This is a genomic window from Pseudomonas sp. ENNP23 (assembly GCF_001728945.1).
Lineage (GTDB): Bacteria > Pseudomonadota > Gammaproteobacteria > Pseudomonadales > Pseudomonadaceae > Metapseudomonas > Metapseudomonas otitidis.
On sequence record NZ_LYSP01000026.1, the window covers coordinates 1 to 16958 of the forward strand.

17 protein-coding genes and 2 pseudogenes are annotated in these 16958 nt (G+C 65.2%); 3 read left to right on the forward strand and 16 right to left on the reverse strand.

Features of this window, described 5'->3' with window-relative positions:
- Both A9G05_RS28150 and A9G05_RS15410 read left to right on the forward strand, forming a co-directional pair.
- Positions 1-283, forward strand: a pseudogene (locus A9G05_RS28150) (transposase); the annotation flags it as partial.
- A complete protein-coding gene (locus tag A9G05_RS15410) occupies positions 266-1147 on the forward strand; it encodes a DUF695 domain-containing protein (protein ID WP_371850570.1) in 882 nt (293 codons plus the stop codon). The pseudogene A9G05_RS28150 and the gene A9G05_RS15410, both read left to right, overlap by 18 nt.
- Before the next feature lie 183 nt (positions 1148-1330).
- Here the strand turns inward: A9G05_RS15410 and A9G05_RS15415 are convergent.
- Positions 1331-1708, reverse strand: a pseudogene (locus A9G05_RS15415) (efflux RND transporter permease subunit); the annotation flags it as partial.
- A 143-nt stretch (positions 1709-1851) separates the two neighbouring features.
- Here A9G05_RS15415 and A9G05_RS15420 point away from each other — a divergent pair.
- The gene (locus A9G05_RS15420) at positions 1852-3015 is read left to right on the forward strand and encodes a glutathionylspermidine synthase family protein (protein ID WP_069561812.1); all 1164 of its coding nucleotides are present in this window, start codon (positions 1852-1854) and stop codon (positions 3013-3015) included.
- On the opposite strand, the gene A9G05_RS15425 is transcribed toward A9G05_RS15420, so the two are convergent.
- The 15 genes from A9G05_RS15425 to A9G05_RS15495 all read right to left on the reverse strand — a co-directional run bounded on the left by A9G05_RS15425 (position 2983) and on the right by A9G05_RS15495 (position 16928).
- On the reverse strand, positions 2983-3756 hold the full coding sequence (locus A9G05_RS15425; RefSeq protein WP_069561813.1) for a hypothetical protein: 774 nt from the start codon (positions 3754-3756) through the stop codon (positions 2983-2985). The genes A9G05_RS15420 and A9G05_RS15425 overlap by 33 nt on opposite strands.
- Positions 3746-4585: a hypothetical protein gene (locus tag A9G05_RS15430; RefSeq protein WP_069561814.1), complete on the reverse strand. Its 840-nt coding sequence runs from the start codon at positions 4583-4585 to the stop codon at positions 3746-3748. The genes A9G05_RS15425 and A9G05_RS15430 overlap by 11 nt, the downstream gene beginning before the upstream one ends.
- Before the next feature lie 27 nt (positions 4586-4612).
- Positions 4613-5398, reverse strand: a complete 786-nt coding sequence (locus tag A9G05_RS15435; RefSeq protein WP_069561815.1) for a DUF1190 domain-containing protein — start codon at positions 5396-5398, stop codon at positions 4613-4615.
- 155 nt (positions 5399-5553) lie between these two features.
- Positions 5554-7386, reverse strand: a complete 1833-nt coding sequence (gene glmS / locus A9G05_RS15440) for a glutamine--fructose-6-phosphate transaminase (isomerizing) (protein ID WP_069561816.1) — start codon at positions 7384-7386, stop codon at positions 5554-5556.
- A gap of 11 nt (positions 7387-7397) precedes the next feature.
- On the reverse strand, positions 7398-8168 hold the full coding sequence (locus tag A9G05_RS15445; RefSeq protein ID WP_044409993.1) for a DeoR/GlpR family DNA-binding transcription regulator: 771 nt from the start codon (positions 8166-8168) through the stop codon (positions 7398-7400).
- A gap of 143 nt (positions 8169-8311) precedes the next feature.
- The gene (glmU, locus tag A9G05_RS15450; protein ID WP_069561817.1) at positions 8312-9673 is read right to left on the reverse strand and encodes a bifunctional UDP-N-acetylglucosamine diphosphorylase/glucosamine-1-phosphate N-acetyltransferase GlmU; all 1362 of its coding nucleotides are present in this window, start codon (positions 9671-9673) and stop codon (positions 8312-8314) included.
- 99 nt (positions 9674-9772) lie between these two features.
- Complete coding sequence (locus tag A9G05_RS15455) at positions 9773-10198, reverse strand: F0F1 ATP synthase subunit epsilon (RefSeq protein ID WP_069561818.1); 426 nt, start codon at positions 10196-10198, stop codon at positions 9773-9775.
- A gap of 43 nt (positions 10199-10241) precedes the next feature.
- Complete coding sequence (atpD, locus tag A9G05_RS15460) at positions 10242-11618, reverse strand: F0F1 ATP synthase subunit beta (protein WP_069561819.1); 1377 nt, start codon at positions 11616-11618, stop codon at positions 10242-10244.
- A 30-nt stretch (positions 11619-11648) separates the two neighbouring features.
- Positions 11649-12509 carry a F0F1 ATP synthase subunit gamma gene (gene atpG, locus A9G05_RS15465; RefSeq protein WP_044410005.1) on the reverse strand — a complete coding sequence of 287 codons (861 nt, stop codon included), beginning with the start codon at positions 12507-12509 and terminating at the stop codon, positions 11649-11651.
- A 50-nt stretch (positions 12510-12559) separates the two neighbouring features.
- Positions 12560-14104, reverse strand: a complete 1545-nt coding sequence (atpA, locus tag A9G05_RS15470; RefSeq protein ID WP_069561820.1) for a F0F1 ATP synthase subunit alpha — start codon at positions 14102-14104, stop codon at positions 12560-12562.
- 21 nt (positions 14105-14125) lie between these two features.
- Complete coding sequence (locus A9G05_RS15475; RefSeq protein WP_044410011.1) at positions 14126-14662, reverse strand: F0F1 ATP synthase subunit delta; 537 nt, start codon at positions 14660-14662, stop codon at positions 14126-14128.
- Positions 14663-14674: 12 nt separating this feature from the next.
- Positions 14675-15145 carry a F0F1 ATP synthase subunit B gene (locus tag A9G05_RS15480; protein WP_044410014.1) on the reverse strand — a complete coding sequence of 157 codons (471 nt, stop codon included), beginning with the start codon at positions 15143-15145 and terminating at the stop codon, positions 14675-14677.
- Between the two features lie 48 nt (positions 15146-15193).
- Positions 15194-15451 (reverse strand): F0F1 ATP synthase subunit C, encoded by a 258-nt coding sequence (gene atpE, locus A9G05_RS15485; RefSeq protein ID WP_003457994.1) that lies wholly within the window; start codon positions 15449-15451, stop codon positions 15194-15196.
- A 183-nt stretch (positions 15452-15634) separates the two neighbouring features.
- Positions 15635-16504 (reverse strand): F0F1 ATP synthase subunit A, encoded by an 870-nt coding sequence (gene atpB, locus A9G05_RS15490; protein WP_069561821.1) that lies wholly within the window; start codon positions 16502-16504, stop codon positions 15635-15637.
- A 16-nt stretch (positions 16505-16520) separates the two neighbouring features.
- The gene (locus A9G05_RS15495; RefSeq protein WP_069561822.1) at positions 16521-16928 is read right to left on the reverse strand and encodes a F0F1 ATP synthase subunit I; all 408 of its coding nucleotides are present in this window, start codon (positions 16926-16928) and stop codon (positions 16521-16523) included.
- Between the last annotated feature and the right edge of the window lie 30 nt (positions 16929-16958).

A 16958-nucleotide genomic window follows, 5' to 3' on the forward strand; every position in this document is an offset into this window, starting at 1 on the left:
GACGGTCAAGCAAAGCCGCTGGCTGCTGCTGCGCAATCGCGAAAACCTCAAGGATGGGCAGGCCGTGCAGTTGCAGGAGCTGCTGGCTGCCAACCAGCCACTGGCCACGGTCTATGTGCTCAAGGATGCCCTGAAGGATATCTGGTACGCCCCCAGCGTGCGGGAGGGCTGGCAGCGCTGGCGAGCCTGGCTGCGATACGCACGGGACAGCGGGCTCGCACCGCTGCAACGCTTTGCTCGCAACCTGCGTAGATACGCGCGCGGCATCCTCGGGGTCGCAAGTCCCCTCCCCCCTCTCTCCAGCGACCGATTGCCGCGCCACGGCCCGCCGTGCGCCAGGTCCGCTTCTTGCCCCGGCAAACCCGCTACAGTCTCGCCACCCCAACAGGGAGGGAGACTGATGACCGAGAACTGGGATTTCTATTTCGCCCGGGTGGATGACCGCCCGGCATCGCTGTATGTCGACCTGGGTGCCGTGGAACAGGCGCCGATCGAGCGCCTGCCGGCCATGGCCTATGTGCGCGTGGAGATGAACGCGCCACGGGGCGACGGCCTGTCCAGCAACGAGGAGTACGACGCGCTGATCGCGCTGGAGGACGCCGTGCTGCCGAAGCTGGAAGGTGCCGACCACGCCTACGTCGGGCGCTGCACCACCAACGGCTGCCGCGATTTCTTCTTCTACACCGCCCATCCGCAGGGCTGGGAAGCCCGGGTGGCCGAGGCGTTCCGGGGCTTCCCGGACTACCGCTTCGAGGCCGGCAGCAACCCCGACCCGGACTGGTCGACCTACCTGGAGTACCTGTACCCCAGCGCCATCGACCACCAGTGCATCCAGAACCGCCGGGTCTGCCAGACCCTGGAACAGAACGGCGACCGCCTCGACACCCCGCGTGATATCGACCACTGGGCCGAATTCGCCGAGGCCGCCGACGCCCAGGCCTTCGCCAACCGCGCCCAGGCCCTGGGCTTCTCGCTGCGGGTGCCGATCGCGGCCAACGAGGACGGGCAGTACAGCGTGCACCTGTGGCGCAAGGACCTGCCCTCCTTCGCCGAGATCGACAGCGTCACCCTGCCGCTGTTCCACCTGGCCGAGGACCACGGCGGCCGCTACGACGGCTGGGAAACCCAACTGGTCAGCGCAGACTGACGCCACCGGCGCCACCCGCAAACACGGGTGGCGCCGCCCGGGTCAGCCGCGCTCGTCGGCTTCGTTCTCATCGTCCTCATGCTGGTAGAGCACCGGCAGCACCAGCAGCGTCAGCGCCGTGGACGAGAGGATGCCGCCGATCACCACGGTGGCCAGCAGCAGCCGCACCTCAGCCTGGATGCGCGCCTCGGCCACGAAGGAGCCGATGTCGCGGCCGCGCACGTTGGCGCTCACCACCACCAGGCGCTTGCCGTTCTCGCGGCTGATCTGGTTCGGCCCCAGCTCCAAGTCAAGGGTGGCCACGTCCGCCGGGGGGATGAAGGCGATGCCGTCCGCCGTGCCACCGGGCAGCGGCAGCAGCAGGCGCGGCAAGCCCTGCGGGTCGGTGCGCAGCCCCTCGTCGAGGCTCACCATCAGGTCGAAGCGGAGGTCGCCCTCGAACAGGGTGCCGGCCTGGCGCCCACCGACGGCCATGGCCAGGGTGTCCTGCACGTCGCCGACGTTGAGGCCGCAGCGCGCCGCCTTGTCGCGATCGATGTTGACGGTGAGAGCGAGCCGGCCGGGCCGACGGAGTTCCCGCCTGCGCTTTCCGGCGGCTGGCTAAGAACGACGCCCTCACCGGGTTGCTGCCTCGATCAACAACCAAGGCCCTGGCGGGCCGCTAGAATGGCGCTCCCTTTCCCACGGCAGTACACGGACGTTCCATGCATCGGCATACCATCACGCCGCGCCACGACTGGTGCGAACAAGCCTCGGCACTCGGCTTCCACTTCCACTCCATCGGCGGCGAACCCTACTGGGATGAAAGCGTCTGCTACCGCTTCAGCCTGCAGCAGATCGAGGACGACATCGAGGCGCCCAGTGCCGAGCTGGAGGCCATGTGCCTGGCCCTGGTGGAAGACGCGGTGGAGAGCGAAGCCCTGCTGCGGCGCATGGCGGTGCCCGAGGCGCACTGGACGCTGATCCGCGACAGCTGGCGTACACGCGAGCCGGCGCTTTACGGGCGCATGGACCTGACCTACGACGGCCAGGGCCCGGCGCGTTTCTACGAGTACAACGCCGACACCCCGACCGGCCTCTACGAGGCGGCCTTCTTCCAGTGGGTGTGGCTGGAGCAGTGCCGCGAACGGGGCGTGCTGCCGGAGCGGGCCGACCAGTACAACCTCATCCAGGATGCGCTGGTCGAGCGCCTGCAGCGCATCGGCCTGGCGGGCGAGCCCTTCCACCTGGCCTGCTGCCGTGACCACATCGAGGACGAGGGCACCGTCACCTACCTGGCCGACTGTGCCAACCAGGCTGGCCTTCAGCCCCATCTGCTGTACATCGACGACATCGGCCACGTGCCCGGCAAGGGCTTCGTCGACCTGCACGACCAGCCGATCATCCAACTGTTCAAGCTCTACCCCTGGGAGTGGCTGCTGGAGGAGGACTTCGCCCCCCATCTGGCCCACAGCCGGACGCGCTTCATCGAGCCCGTCTGGAAGACCCTGCTGTCGAACAAGGCGATCTTGCCGCTGCTCTGGCAGCGTCATCCTGGCCACCCCAACCTGATCCCGGCCTGCTTCGCCGATGAGCCGGATGCGGCCCTGCTGGGCCCGCGCTGGGTGCGCAAGCCGTTCTTCTCCCGCGAGGGGGCAAACATCCAGGTGGAAAGCGAGGGCGGTGTGGAGCTGGCGACGCCCGGCCCCTACGAGCAGGGGCCGGCGATTCTGCAGAGCTGGTGCCCGCCGCCCTGCATGGGCGGTGAGCACCCCATCATCGGCAGCTGGCTGGTCGGCGGTCGCCCTGTGGGCATGGGCATTCGCGAGGACCGCAGCGCCATCACCCAGGACAGCTCACGCTTCGTTCCGCACTACATCCTCGATTGAACGCCCGCGCAGCATGGCCTCGGCCCGCCTCGGTGCCTGGTGCTGCAGGCAGAAGCCGGCCAGGGCACTGGCCAGCCAGGCGACAGCCAGCGCCATTACAGCGAGGAGCAGGCCGGCGAGCGAGCCAACGACCAGCAGGATGACCAGCAGGCAGGTGCCCACGATCCACCAGGCGTCCACGGCCCAGAAGCTGCGCAGGTAGGCGCGCAATGGACTGGGTCTGTAGGGCTGAAGCTTTTGCAGCCGCTGCCAGTTGATCCCCAACAGCCGCTCGGCGGCCATGGGCAACAGGCGCTCCTGCGGTGACGGTTCGGTCACGGCCGCATCCGCGGGCTTCTGGCGGGCACGTGCCAGCTCGGCCAGTGCCTTCAGGTCGAGCACCTCACCACTGTTCAGGTGCCACAGCCGCCGCTGCTGCGGGTTGAACAGGTAGGTCTCGACGTAGCTGCCGCCACACAGGCTGTAGCCCAGGAAAGCCAACCAGAGGACGGTCCAGACCAGCAACGTCAACTCGTAGTTGCCCACGGGCCAGGGCGGCAGGTCACAGGCCAACTGCGCGGCGAACATCAGTCCGATCAGCAGCGGCGTCATACAGCACAGCATCAGGGTCAACCCATGGGTGGCGCCGATCAGCACGGCACTGCCGCTGGCCGGGTCGACGCGCACGATGCGAGGCTCCGACACGTCGAGCGGGCCGCCATTTTCGGTCACCAGGGTTGCTTTCAGGTATTCATTTGCCATCGGTGCGCACCATCAGCAATTGCCAACTGTCATCACGCCACAGCGCAGGCTCATCGCGGGGCTGCTGGTCAGCCGGCAACACCACCACCGCAAAGGGCGTCTGGCCCAGCGTGAACTCGCCCAACTGCAAGGCCGGGGACTTGCCTCCCAGCTGCAGGTCGACCCCCACCAGCGCAGTGACGTTCTCGGTCCGGGGCTGGCTCGCCCACCAGGCCTGCCAGGCATGCAAGCCCGCCAGGTTCGAGCCGGCCAGCTTGATCCGCCCATCGGTATGCAACGCCAGCAGGCCGGTGGGCCAGGACTCGCTGGCCCCCCACTGGCCATCCGGTCGGGCCGGCAACGGTTGCTGCCGCAGGGTCGCCCAGAGCTCGGCGAGCTTTTCCAGTTCGAGCGGCCTGGCGTCCACCAGGGCCTTGACCAGTGGCGACTCGGCGCGCAGGTCGACGTCATCGGTGGGTCTGCTCTGACGGGCGAAACTCCTGACCTGCATGCGCAGCATCCGCCCGTGCTCCCAGGTACGGTCATGGGTCCAGAAGATCGAGGTCGTCATCCACCTCACGCCTTCCTCGGTCACCTCTATGCCGCCGCACTGCGTAAACGCCCGCAACGGGGCCGCAAGGCGAACCAGCACAGGCGCCCGGCAGGTAGGGGCAAGGCCGAGGGACTCCAGGCTCTGCCATTCGCGACTGTTCGGCAGGCGCACCCGCAGCCGGTCGGGCTTGTCGGCGATGAGCCGGCGCAGTTCCTCGAGACGTGCCTCGGCCTTGCCAATGCTGCTGTCCAGGCCCGCCGCCTGGGCGATCGAGTTGCCGAAAAGGCAACCAAGCACTAGGCCAATCCGTATCCACATGATCGGCTACCCGCTGGCCATGGCCAGGCTGCTGCGGGCCGTCGCGCCGAACCCGCCGCGACTGGCTACGCCCTGGAGGCGCGTCGGCAATTGCCCGCTCTGGAACTGCTGGGCATAACCGGACGCCTGCAACTGGCTGCGATGCACGCTGGCCTGGCGGGTGCGCTGATCCCCCAGGTACTGGCCCTGGCCGGTGAACAGGTGCAGGTTGCGGCCACCGCTGCCGTAGTAGCCACCGTAATGGCCACTGACGTAGGTGCCGCTGCCATAGAGGGTGTCTTCGCTCATGCCGAAGACCGGCTGCAACTCATCGAGGCCGACCTCGTTCCAATCCTCCGGTTCGCCACTGCGCAGGCGCCTGACCAGGGCATCACTGACCAGGAACGCCACCGGCTGGGGGCGGGCCAGGCCGTCGTCGCCCTGTGTGCAGCTCTGCACGGCGTCAGCCGCGCACCACTCGCCAACCGTGCAGTTGGCATTGATGCGAATGAAGTCGCGCTCACAGGCCAGGAAGCTGGTGTAGACCGGGGCCATCAGGGCCGTGCGCCGGAACGCCTCGTCACGCAGCCGCAGGCATTGCTCGGCGGTCAGGGTGGTGCCCTGCTCGCAGACCGCCAGGCTGTCGAAGACCCGCACCTCACGGTACATCGGGTCCCAGGCCAGCAGGACGAGGGGGGTGGCGCCCATGAGGCTGAGGGTCAGCAAACCGGCGCGCTTCTGCCGGCGGACGGAGGCGGGTACGGGATCGGAGGGGGCGGCAGCAGGTGCCGAGGCGGCGTCGCCGGAAGACATAAACGGTCCATGTTCAAGATTGGAGAGCGGATTAGAAAGTGGCGCCCCCCTCGGGTCAACTGCCATTGAACGGGATGTGATGCAGTCCCGAAGGCTGTGCATTGCCCACGGCCCCGCAGCCGGAATCCCGCTGCGAGCGCCGTGCGGGCGGCCCGTCACTCCACAGTGACGGACTTGGCCAGGTTGCGCGGCTGGTCGACGTCGGTGCCCTTGAGCACGGCGACGTAGTAGGACAGCAACTGCAGCGGCAGGGTGTAGAGGATCGGCGCGAGGATGTCGACGGTGTGCGGCATGGCCACCACGTGGGTGCCGGGGCCGTTGTCGATGCCGGCCTGGCGGTCGGCGAAGACGATCAGCTCGCCGCCCCGGGCGCGGACTTCCTGCAGGTTGGACTTGAGCTTTTCCACCAGCTCGTTGTTTGGCGCCACGGTGACCACCGGCATGTCGGCGTCCACCAGGGCCAGGGGGCCGTGCTTGAGCTCGCCGGCCGGGTAGGCCTCGGCGTGGATGTAGGAGATCTCCTTGAGCTTGAGCGCGCCTTCCATGGCCACCGGGTACTGGGCGCCACGGCCGAGGAACAGGGTGTGGTGCTTCTCGGCGAACAGCTCGGCGACCTTCTCCACGGTCTTGTCCATGGCCAGGGCCTCGCCCAGGTGGGTGGGCAGGCGGCGCAGGGCTTCCACCAGTTCGGCTTCGCGGGCCTTGTCGAGGTTGCCGCGCACCTGGCCGAGGCTGAGGGTGAGCAGCAGCAGGGCCACCAGCTGGGTGGTGAAGGCCTTGGTGGAGGCGACGCCGATCTCGGGGCCGGCCAGGGTCAGCAGGGTGAGGTCGGACTCGCGCACCAGGGAGCTGGTGCCGACGTTGCAGATGGCCAGGCTCGCCAGGTAGCCGCCGGCGCGGGCATTGCGCAGGGCGGCGAGGGTGTCGGCGGTCTCGCCGGACTGGGAGATGGTGATGAACAGGGTGTCGGGCTGGACCACCACCTTGCGGTAGCGAAACTCGCTGGCCACTTCCACCTGGCAGGGGACGCCGGCCAGTTCTTCCAGCCAGTAACGGGCGACCATGCCGGCGTGGTAGCTGGTGCCACAGGCGACGATCTGCACGTTGCGAACCTTGGCGAACAGCTCGGCGGCACGGGGGCCGAAGGCGTTGACCAGTACGTGGTCGGCGCCCAGGCGGCCTTCGAGGGTGCGCTGGACGACCTTGGGCTGCTCGTGGATCTCCTTGAGCATGAAGTGGCGGTACTCGCCCTTGTCGGCGGCCTCGGCGCCTTCGTGGTACTGCACCTGCTCGCGCTGCACGGGCTGGCCGGCGCTGTCCCAGATGCGCACCTGGTCGCGGTGGATCTCGGCGATGTCGCCCTCTTCCAGGTACATGAAGCGGTCGGTGACCTGGCGCAGGGCCAACTGGTCGGAGGCGAGGAAGTTTTCCCCCAGGCCCAGGCCGATCACCAGCGGGCTGCCGCTGCGGGCGGCCACCAGGCGGTCGGGCTGGCTGCGGCTGATCACGGCCAGGCCGTAGGCGCCGTGGAGTTCGCGTACCACGACCTTGAGCGCTTCGGTGAGGTCGCCGAGGTTGGACAGGTGATGGTCGAGCAGGTGGACGATGACTTCAGTGTCGGTGTCGGAGGTGAAGACGTAGCCCAGGCCCTTGAGGTGCTCGCGCAGGGGTTCGTGGTTCTCGATGATGCCGTTGTGCACCAGTGCAAGGTCGCCGGAGAAGTGCGGGTGGGCGTTGTGCTCGGTGGGCGCGCCGTGGGTGGCCCAGCGGGTGTGGGCGATGCCCAGGCGGCCGGCCAGGGGCTCGGCGGCCAGGGCCTGCTCCAGTTCGCTGACCTTGCCGACGCGACGACGGCGCTGCAGGCCGCCCTGGTTGTCCAGCACGGCGACGCCGGCGCTGTCGTAGCCACGGTATTCGAGGCGCTTGAGGCCTTCGACGAGGATGGCGGTGATGTTCCGTTCAGCCACTGCGCCAACGATGCCACACATGGGTTGTCTCCTCAGTTATCCACAGGCGCACAGACCAGCGTGATGCCGCGCGCTTCTATCTGTTGGCGAGCGTCCTGGGGCAGGCGCTCGTCGGTGATCAGGGTATGGATGCTGCTCCAGGGCAGCTCCAGGTTGGGGATGCGCCGCCCGACCTTGTCGGCCTCGGCCATGACGATCACCTCGCGGGCGACCTCGGCCATGACCCGGGACAGGCCGAGCAGCTCATTGAAAGTGGTGGTGCCACGGGCCAGGTCGATGCCGTCGGCGCCGATGAACAACTGGTCGAAGTCGTAGGAGCGCAGCACCTGCTCGGCGACCTGGCCCTGGAAGGATTCGGAGTGCGGGTCCCAGGTGCCGCCGGTCATCAGCAGCACCGGCTCGTGCTCCAGTTCGCGCAGGGCGGTGGCGACATTCAGCGAGTTGGTCATCACCACCAGGCCGGGGCGGTGGCCGAGTTCGGGGATCAGCGCGGCGGTGGTGCTGCCGCTGTCGACGATGATCCGTGCGTGCTCACGGATGCGCTCGGCGGCGGCGCGGGCGATGGCCTGCTTGTAGCGGGACACCGGCTGGCTGGTTTCGCTGATGAACTCCTGGGGCACGGGCACGGCGCCGCCGTAGCGACGCAGCAGCAGGCCGTTGGCCTCCAGGGCGGCGAGGTCCTTGCGGATGGTCACTTCCGAGGTGGCGAAGGCCTTGGCCAGGGCGTCGACGCTGACTTCGCCCTGCTCGGCGAGCAGGGCGAGGATGGCATGGCGACGCTGGGGCGTATTGCGCTTTGACATCTCTTAAGTTTCGATTCGAAAGAAAAAGTGGGCGAATCAAAACTCAACGAAGCTTTTGCGTCAACCCCGGAAACGACAGAAGGCGACCGAGGTCGCCTTCTGTAGAGGCCTGCGGTTTATCCACAGGCGGGGTTATCCACAACTCACTTCTTCTTCACGGGACGCTTCCAGCCTTCGATGTTGCGCTGCTTGGCGCGGCCGACGGCGAGGCTGTGGGCGGGAACGTCCTGGGTGATGGTGGAGCCGGCACCAGTGGTGGCGCCGTCACCGAGGGTCACGGGGGCGACCAGGGCGCTGTTGGAGCCGATGAAGACGTCTTCGCCCATGACGGTGCGGGACTTGTTGGCGCCGTCGTAGTTGCAGGTGATGGTGCCGGCACCGATGTTGGTGCGTGCGCCGATCTCGGCATCGCCCAGGTAGCTCAGGTGGCCGGCCTTGGCGCCCTCGCCCATCACGGCGTTCTTCAGTTCGACGAAGTTACCCACATGGGCCTTGGCACCCAGCACGGCACCGGGACGCAGGCGGGCGAACGGGCCGCAGTCGGCGCCCTCGCCCAGCTCGGCGCCATCAAGGTGGCTGTTGGCCTTGACGATGGCGCCACGGCGCAGGGTGCTGTCCTTGATGACGCAGTTGGGGCCGATCTGGACGTCGTCTTCGATCACCACGCGGCCTTCGAGGATGACGTTGACGTCGATGAGCACGTCGCGGCCCACGCTGGCTTCGCCACGCAGGTCGAAACGCGCCGGGTCCAGCAGGGTCACGCCCTGGGCCATGAGGCGGCGGGCCGCCCGCTGCTGGTAGTGACGCTCCAGTTCGGCGAGCTGGATGCGGTCGTTGGCGCCCTGCACTTCCATGGCGTCCTGGGGCTGCTCGGTGGCCACCACCAGGCCGTCGGCCACTGCCATGGCGATGACGTCGGTCAGGTAGTACTCGCCCTGGGCGTTGTGGTTGGACAGCCGGCCCAGCCAGTCGGCCAGACGCTTGCCGGGGACGGCGAGGATGCCGGTGTTGCCTTCGCGGATGGCACGCTGCTCGGGGCTGGCGTCCTTGTGTTCGACGATGGCCTTCACCACGCCCTGCTCGTCCCGCACGATGCGGCCGTAGCCGGTGGGGTCGTCCAGCTCGACGGTGAGCAGGGCGAGCTGGTCGTCCTGGACCTTGTCCAGCAGGCGGCGCAGGGTGGCTTCCTCGATCAGCGGCACGTCGCCATAGAGGATCAGCACGCGCTCGGCACTGAGCTGCGGCAGGGCCTGGGCCACGGCGTGGCCGGTGCCCAGCTGCTGGGCCTGCAGGACGAAGCCGAGGTCGTCTGCGGCGAGGCGCTCACGCACCAGGTCGGCCCCATGGCCGATGACCACGTGAATGCCCTGGGGCTGCAGCGCACGGGCGCTGTCGATGACGTGCCCGAGCATGGGTTTGCCGGCAACAGGGTGGAGAACCTTGGGCAGCGCCGAGCGCATGCGGGTGCCCTGGCCTGCGGCGAGGATGACGATATCGAGGGACATGAAAGGACGCTTCCGAGCCTGTGGATAACCGGCGATGCCGGAAAAGAAAAAGGGTAGCCAAGGCTACCCTTTTACTTGCATGCGATGAAGAGCGGTGGCTTAGCCGCCGAACTTCTTGCGCAACTGCTGGACGGTACGCAGCTGGGCCGCGGCCTCTGCCAGACGGGCAGCAGCGGAGCTGTAGTCGAACTCCGCGCCCTTCTGGTTAAGCGCCTTCTCAGCGGCCTTGAGGGCCTCCTGAGCAGCGGCTTCGTCCAGGTCACCGGCGCGGACCACGGTGTCGGCCAGGACCTTCACCATGCTCGGCTGCACTTCGAGGAAACCACCGGAGATGTAGAACACCTCCTCCTCGCCGCCCTGCTTGACCAGGCGGATCGGACCCGGCTTGAGATCGGTGATCAGCGGGGCGTGGCCCGGCGTGATACCCAGGTCGCCCAGGTTGCCGTGGGCGATCACCATCTCGACCAGACCGGAGAAGATCTCCGATTCGGCGCTGACGATATCGCAGTGGACAGTAATAGCCATACGCTTGCCTCACGTAAGCGCCCGTTGCCGGGCGCTCAGGGGGTTACAGTTTCTTGGCTTTCTCGATGGCTTCATCGATGCCGCCGACCATGTAGAACGCCTGCTCGGGCAGGTGGTCGTAGTCACCGTTGAGGATGCCCTTGAAGCCCGCGATGGTGTCCTTCAGGGAAACGTACTTGCCCGGGGAGCCGGTGAAGACTTCGGCCACGAAGAACGGCTGGGACAGGAAGCGCTGGATCTTACGAGCGCGGGCTACCAGTTGCTTGTCCGCTTCGGACAGCTCGTCCATGCCGAGGATCGCGATGATGTCCTTCAGCTCCTTGTAGCGCTGCAGTACATACTGCACGCCACGGGCGGTCTCGTAGTGCTCCTGGCCGATCACCAGCGGGTCCAGCTGACGGCTGGTGGAGTCCAGCGGGTCAACGGCCGGGTAGATACCCAGGGAGGCGATGTCACGGGACAGTACGACGGTGGCGTCCAGGTGGGCGAAGGTGGTCGCCGGGGACGGGTCGGTCAGGTCGTCCGCAGGTACGTATACGGCCTGGATGGAGGTGATCGAACCGGTCTTGGTGGAGGTGATGCGCTCTTGCAGAACGCCCATTTCCTCGGCCAGGGTCGGCTGGTAACCCACAGCGGACGGCATACGACCCAGCAGCGCGGACACTTCGGTGCCGGCCAGGGTGTAACGGTAGATGTTGTCGACGAACAGCAGTACGTCGCGGCCTTCGTCACGGAACTTCTCGGCCATGGTCAGGCCGGTCAGTGCAACGCGCAGACGGTTGCCCGGCGGCTCGTTCATCTGGCCGTAAACCAGGGCGACCTTGTCCAGTACGTTGGAGTCCTTCATCTCGTGGTAGAAGTCGTTGCCCTCACGGGTACGCTCGCCCACGCCGGCGAACACAGAGTAACCGCTGTGCTCGATGGCGATGTTACGGATGAGTTCCATCATGTTCACGGTCTTGCCCACGCCGGCGCCACCGAACAGGCCTACCTTGCCGCCTTTGGCGAAGGGGCAGACCAGGTCGATCACCTTGATGCCGGTTTCCAGCAGCTCGTTGCCACCCGCCTGGTCGGCGTAGGACGGAGCAGCGCGGTGGATTTCCCAACGCTCTTCTTCGCCGATGGGGCCGGCTTCGTCGATGGGGTTGCCCAGGACGTCCATGATGCGGCCCAGGGTGGCCTTGCCAACCGGGACGGAGATGGCTGCGCCAGTGCTGGTGACGTCCAGGCCACGCTTCAGACCTTCGGTCGAGCCCATGGCGATGGAACGAACCACGCCGTCGCCCAGTTGCTGCTGGACTTCGAGGGTGGTTTCGGCGCCGACCACTTTCAGCGCCTCGTATACGGCCGGTACCTGATCACGCGGGAATTCCACGTCGATAACGGCGCCGATGATTTGAACGATACGTCCGCTACTCATCTTTGGTTCCTCTGAATATTTGAACCGTTCTTAAACCGCGGCAGCGCCGCCGACGATTTCCGAAATTTCCTGGGTGATCGCTGCCTGACGCGCCTTGTTGTAGATCAGCTGCAGATCGCTGATCAGTTCACCGGCGTTGTCGGTGGCGTTCTTCATCGCGATCATCCGCGCAGCCTGCTCGGCGGCGTTGTTCTCGACCACCGCCTGGTACACCTGCGACTCCACGTAACGCACCATCAGCCCGTCAAGGAGCTGCTTGGCGTCGGGTTCGTACAGGTAGTCCCAGTGATGCTTGAGCGCTTCATCCGGAGTCGCCACCAGCGGAACGAGCTGTTCCACCGTGGGCTTCTGCACCATGGTGTTGACGAACTTGTTCGAAACCACGGACAGACGATCGATGCGACCTTCGAGGTAGGCATCGAGCATCACCTTGACGCTGCCGATCAGATCGTTGATCGACGGCTCTTCGCCGAGGTGGCTGATCGCAGCAACGACATTGCCACCAAAGTTGCGGAAGAACGCCGCACCCTTGCTGCCAATCACGCAGAGATCGATCTCCACGCCTTGCTCGCGATTGCTCGCCATGTCCTTGACCAGGGCCTTGAACAGGTTGGTGTTCAAGCCACCGCACAGACCACGGTCCGAACTCACCACGACATAGCCGACGCGCTTGACGGGGCGCTCGATCATGAAGGGGTGGCGGTACTCGGGGTTGGCGTTGGCCAGATGACCGATCACCTGGCGGATGCGCTCCGCGTACGGACGGCTGGCAGCCATGCGCTGCTGAGCCCTGCGCATCTTGCTGACGGCCACCTTTTCCATGGCGCTGGTGATCTTCTGCGTGCTTTTGATGCTCGCAATCTTGCTGCGAATCTCTTTTGCGCCTGCCATTTGACACCTTTCGGGTTAGCAGGCGGGGGCCCTGGGGCCCCCGCTGCGGCTTACCAGGTTTGGGTGGCCTTGAACTTCTCGATGCCGGCCTTGATGCCTGCGTCGATCTCGTCGTTGAAGTCACCTTTCTCGTTGATCTTGGCCATCAGTGCGGCCAGCTCACGGTTGAAGTAACCCAGCAGGGCTGCTTCGAAGGCGCCAACTTTGTTCACGTCCACATCGGTCAGGAAGCCACGCTCGGCAGCGTACAGGGACACGGACATGTCAGCGATGGACATGGGCGCGTACTGCTTCTGCTTCATCAGCTCGGTAACGCGCTGACCGTGCTCCAGCTGCTTGCGGGTCGCTTCGTCCAGGTCGGAGGCGAACTGGGCGAAGGCCGCCAGTTCACGGTACTGGGCGAGTGCGGTACGGATGCCACCGGAGAGCTTCTTGATGATCTTGGTCTGGGCGGCACCACCCACGCGGGATACCGAGATACCGGCGTTGACGGCCGGACGGATACCCGAGTTGAACATGGCGGATTCCAGGAAGATCTGACCGTCGGTGATGGAGATCACGTTGGTCGGAACGAACGCGGAAACGTCACCGGCCTGGGTTTCGATGATCGGCAGGGCGGTCAGGGAACCGGTCTTGCCTTTCACTTCGCCGTTGGTGAACTTCTCGACGTATTCCTCGGAAACGCGGGATGCGCGCTCCAGCAGGCGGCTGTGGAGATAGAACACGTCGCCCGGGTAGGCTTCGCGGCCCGGCGGGCGGCGCAGCAGCAGGGAGATCTGGCGGTAGGCGACGGCCTGCTTGGACAGGTCATCGTAGACGATCAGGGCGTCTTCACCGCGGTCGCGGAAGTATTCACCCATGGTGCAGCCGGCGTAGGGGGCCAGGAACTGCAGCGCAGCGGATTCGGAAGCCGAGGCAGCCACCACGATGGTGTTGGCCAGGGCGCCGGTCTCTTCCAGCTTGCGTACGACGTTGGCGATGGTCGATTGCTTCTGACCGATGGCTACGTAGACGCAGCGGATGCCGCTGTTCTTCTGGTTGATGATGGCGTCGACAGCCAGGGCAGTCTTGCCGATCTGACGGTCACCGATGATCAGCTCGCGCTGGCCACGGCCGACCGGGATCATGGCGTCAACCGACTTGTAGCCGGTCTGTACCGGCTGGTCGACCGACTTACGCCAGATCACGCCCGGAGCCACTTTCTCGACAGCGTCGGTGGCCTTGGCATTGATCGGGCCTTTGCCATCGATCGGGTTACCCAGTGCGTCAACCACGCGACCCAGCAGCTCCGGACCAACCGGGACTTCCAGGATGCGGCCGGTGCACTTGGCGCTCATGCCTTCGGCCAGGCTCAGGTAGCTGCCCAGTACCACGGCACCTACGGAGTCCTGCTCCAGGTTCAGTGCCATGCCGTAGACGCCACCCGGGAACTCGATCATCTCGCCGTACATCACGTCGGCCAGGCCGTGGATGCGGACGATACCGTCGGAGACGGAGACGATGGTGCCTTCGTTGCGGGCTTGGGAAGAGACGTCGAGTTTCTCGATACGCCCCTTGATGATTTCACTAATTTCGGAAGGATTGAGTTGCTGCATTGCTCTGCTGCCCCTTCAAACTCAAGATTTCAACGCTTCGGCCAGCTTCGCGATCTTGCCGCGAACCGAGCCATCGATAACCAGGTCGCCGGCACGGATCACGACACCGCCGATGAGGCTGGTGTCTTCCGCAGCGTGCAGTCGCACTTCCCGGCCAAGCCGAGCGCTGAGAACCTTGGCGAGTTTGTCTTGCTGTTCAGTGTTCAATGCGAAGGCACTGGTGACTTCCACGTCGATCGACTTCTCCTGCTCGGCCTTGTACAGCTCGAACAGTTCGACGATCTCCGGCAACAGGCCGATGCGGCCGTTTTCAGAGAGGACGCGGATGAAATTGCCTACCTGAGCATCGAATTTGTCGCCAACCACCTCGATGAAGGTGTTGGCTTTCTCTTCGCTCGTCAGACGCGGGGCTTTGAGCACCTGCTGCATGGTGGTGTCCTGAGACACCGCAGCGGCCAGGCCAAGCATGGCCGACCAGGCGGCCAGCTGCTGATGGGCCTGGGCGTACTCGAAAGCCGCCTTGGCGTAAGGTCGGGCCAGCGTGGTCAGTTCTGCCATGATCGCCCTCGCTTAGATTTCGGCGGCCAGTTTGTTAACCAGCTCCGCGTGCGCGTTTTGATCGATAGTGGCACCCAGGATCTTCTCGGCACCGCTTACGGCCAGGCTACCCAGTTGGGCACGCAGCGCGTCTTTGACACCGTTGAGTTCCTGCTCGATCTCGGCCTGAGCCTGCGCCTTGAGGCGCTCGCCTTCGGTGCGGGCCTGATCGCGAGCTTCGTCGACGATCTGGGTAGCACGCTTCTTGGCTTGCTCGATGATTTCAGCTGCCTGAGTCTTGGCCTCGCGCAGTTGCTGGGCCACTTTCTCGTGGGCCAGCTCCAGGTCACGAGCCGCGCGGTTGGCAGCGTCCAGGCCGTCGGCGATCTTCTTCTGACGGTCGCGCAGTGCCGTGATGACCGGAGGCCACACGAACTTCATGCAGAACAGTACGAAGATGAAGAACGCGACGGACTGGCCGATCAGGGTTGCATTAATATTCACGCCAACACCTCGCTCGTTCGTTGTCAGTCCAATTCCCTAAGGAAGGGATTACTGGGCTACCTGAGCAATGAACGGGTTAGCGAAGGTGAAGAACAGAGCGATACCAACGCCAATCATGGTCACGGCGTCCAGCAGGCCGGCGACGATGAACATTTTGACCTGCAGCATCGGGACCATTTCCGGCTGGCGAGCAGCGCCTTCCAGGAACTTGCCACCCAGCAGACCGAAGCCGATAGCGGTACCCAGGGCACCCAGACCAATCAGCAGAGCTACGGCGATCGCGGTGAGACCTACTACAGTTTCCATTTTTCCTCCCGACTTTATGTCGTGTTGGTTAGGTTTAAGTGAAGCGGTAGAACGAAGTCGTTTTGGTGTTCCCATCGCCCTTTCGGGCATTCCCGCGCGGACTGCGGCGGGACCATCGCTAGCCTGAAACGCCCCCTGCTGTTCCTCCCCGAAGGGGAGACAGCCAGGAGGCACCGCGCGCTATCAATGGTTGTCTTCGTGCGCCATCGACAGGTAGACGATGGTCAACATCATGAAGATGAACGCCTGCAGGGTGATGATCAGGATGTGGAACACGGCCCACGCCCACTGCAGGGCGATACCGAGGCCGCTGAGCAGCAGGATGCCGGCGCCGAACATCACGGCGATCAGGATGAACACCAGCTCGCCGGCGTACATGTTGCCGAACAGTCGCAGGGCCAGGGAGATCGGCTTGGCGATCAGAGTGACGAATTCGAGCAGGAAGTTCACCGGGATCAGCAGGATCTGCACGGCGATGTTCTTGCTGCTGAAGGGATGCAGGGTCAGTTCGCCGAGGAAGCCACCGATGCCTTTCACCTTGATGCTGTAGAAGATGATCAGGGCGAACACGGAGAAGGCCATGCCCAGTGTGGCGTTCGGGTCGGTGGTCGGTACGGCGCGGAAGAACAGGTGCTCGTTACCAGCGATCTTGGCGGCCAGCATCGGGATCCAGTCCACCGGGACCAGGTCGATGGCGTTCATCAGGAAGATCCAGACGAAGATGGTCAGTGCCAGCGGGGCGATCAGCGGGTTACGGCCGTGGAAGGTGTCTTTGACGTTGGTGTCGACGAAGTCGACCATCACTTCCACCAGGTTCTGCAGGCCACCGGGAACGCCGGAGGTGGCCTTCTTGGCCGCCATGCGGAACAGGAAGACGAACAGCAGACCGAGGCCGATGGACCAGCCCAAAGTGTCCACGTGGAACGCCCAGAAGCCCATTTCCTTGGCTTGTTCGGCAGTGTGGGCAAAGCCCCATTCGCCGGACGGCAGCTTACCGAAGGTCAGGTTTTGCAGGTGGTGCTGGATATAGCCCGAAGCGGTTTGCTCTGCCATGTTTGCCTCAAACGCCCTAAGGTTTCGAATATCTTGTTCTCATCAGCAGGGGAGCGAACCAGCTGACCGCCTGGGTCAGCAGGAAAGCGCCGAACAGGGCCGGCGCCTCCAGTGGTTTCACGCCTGCGAACGTCAGCGCGAAGAGCACTGCCGTCAGAATCAACTTGCCCATCTCGCCGGCATAGAACGACCGGACGATCGCCTGGGCTGCCCGGGCTCCACTGTAGCGGAACGCCTTGTGGGCGAAGTACAGGTTCGGCAACCAGGCGATAAGCCCACCGCACAAGCCAGAGTAGCCAGCGACCGCGCCACGCCACTGCCAGAGAACGACGGCGGCGATCAGCAATACGACCCCTTGGACGAGCAGCACCGGGAAGACCGGTAGACGATGGAAGGGCAAGCGATTCGGCGTGCGGATATCCATCGCAGCATGTCCTCTGAGTCGGCGCCTTGA

What these genes read in the sequence shown, in the direction of transcription:
- A9G05_RS15420 (WP_069561812.1), top strand. Translation starts at nt 1,852, where the DNA reads ATGCATCGGCATACCATCACGCCGCGCCACGACTGGTGCGAACAAGCC.
- A9G05_RS15425 (WP_069561813.1), bottom strand. Translation starts at nt 3,756, where the DNA reads ATGGCAAATGAATACCTGAAAGCAACCCTGGTGACCGAAAATGGCGGC.
- A9G05_RS15435 (WP_069561815.1), bottom strand. Translation starts at nt 5,398, where the DNA reads ATGTCTTCCGGCGACGCCGCCTCGGCACCTGCTGCCGCCCCCTCCGAT.
- glmS (WP_069561816.1), bottom strand. Translation starts at nt 7,386, where the DNA reads ATGTGTGGCATCGTTGGCGCAGTGGCTGAACGGAACATCACCGCCATC.
- A9G05_RS15445 (WP_044409993.1), bottom strand. Translation starts at nt 8,168, where the DNA reads ATGTCAAAGCGCAATACGCCCCAGCGTCGCCATGCCATCCTCGCCCTG.
- glmU (WP_069561817.1), bottom strand. Translation starts at nt 9,673, where the DNA reads ATGTCCCTCGATATCGTCATCCTCGCCGCAGGCCAGGGCACCCGCATG.
- A9G05_RS15455 (WP_069561818.1), bottom strand. Translation starts at nt 10,198, where the DNA reads ATGGCTATTACTGTCCACTGCGATATCGTCAGCGCCGAATCGGAGATC.
- atpD (WP_069561819.1), bottom strand. Translation starts at nt 11,618, where the DNA reads ATGAGTAGCGGACGTATCGTTCAAATCATCGGCGCCGTTATCGACGTG.
- atpG (WP_044410005.1), bottom strand. Translation starts at nt 12,509, where the DNA reads ATGGCAGGCGCAAAAGAGATTCGCAGCAAGATTGCGAGCATCAAAAGC.
- atpA (WP_069561820.1), bottom strand. Translation starts at nt 14,104, where the DNA reads ATGCAGCAACTCAATCCTTCCGAAATTAGTGAAATCATCAAGGGGCGT.
- A9G05_RS15475 (WP_044410011.1), bottom strand. Translation starts at nt 14,662, where the DNA reads ATGGCAGAACTGACCACGCTGGCCCGACCTTACGCCAAGGCGGCTTTC.
- atpE (WP_003457994.1), bottom strand. Translation starts at nt 15,451, where the DNA reads ATGGAAACTGTAGTAGGTCTCACCGCGATCGCCGTAGCTCTGCTGATT.
- atpB (WP_069561821.1), bottom strand. Translation starts at nt 16,504, where the DNA reads ATGGCAGAGCAAACCGCTTCGGGCTATATCCAGCACCACCTGCAAAAC.
- A9G05_RS15495 (WP_069561822.1), bottom strand. Translation starts at nt 16,928, where the DNA reads ATGGATATCCGCACGCCGAATCGCTTGCCCTTCCATCGTCTACCGGTC.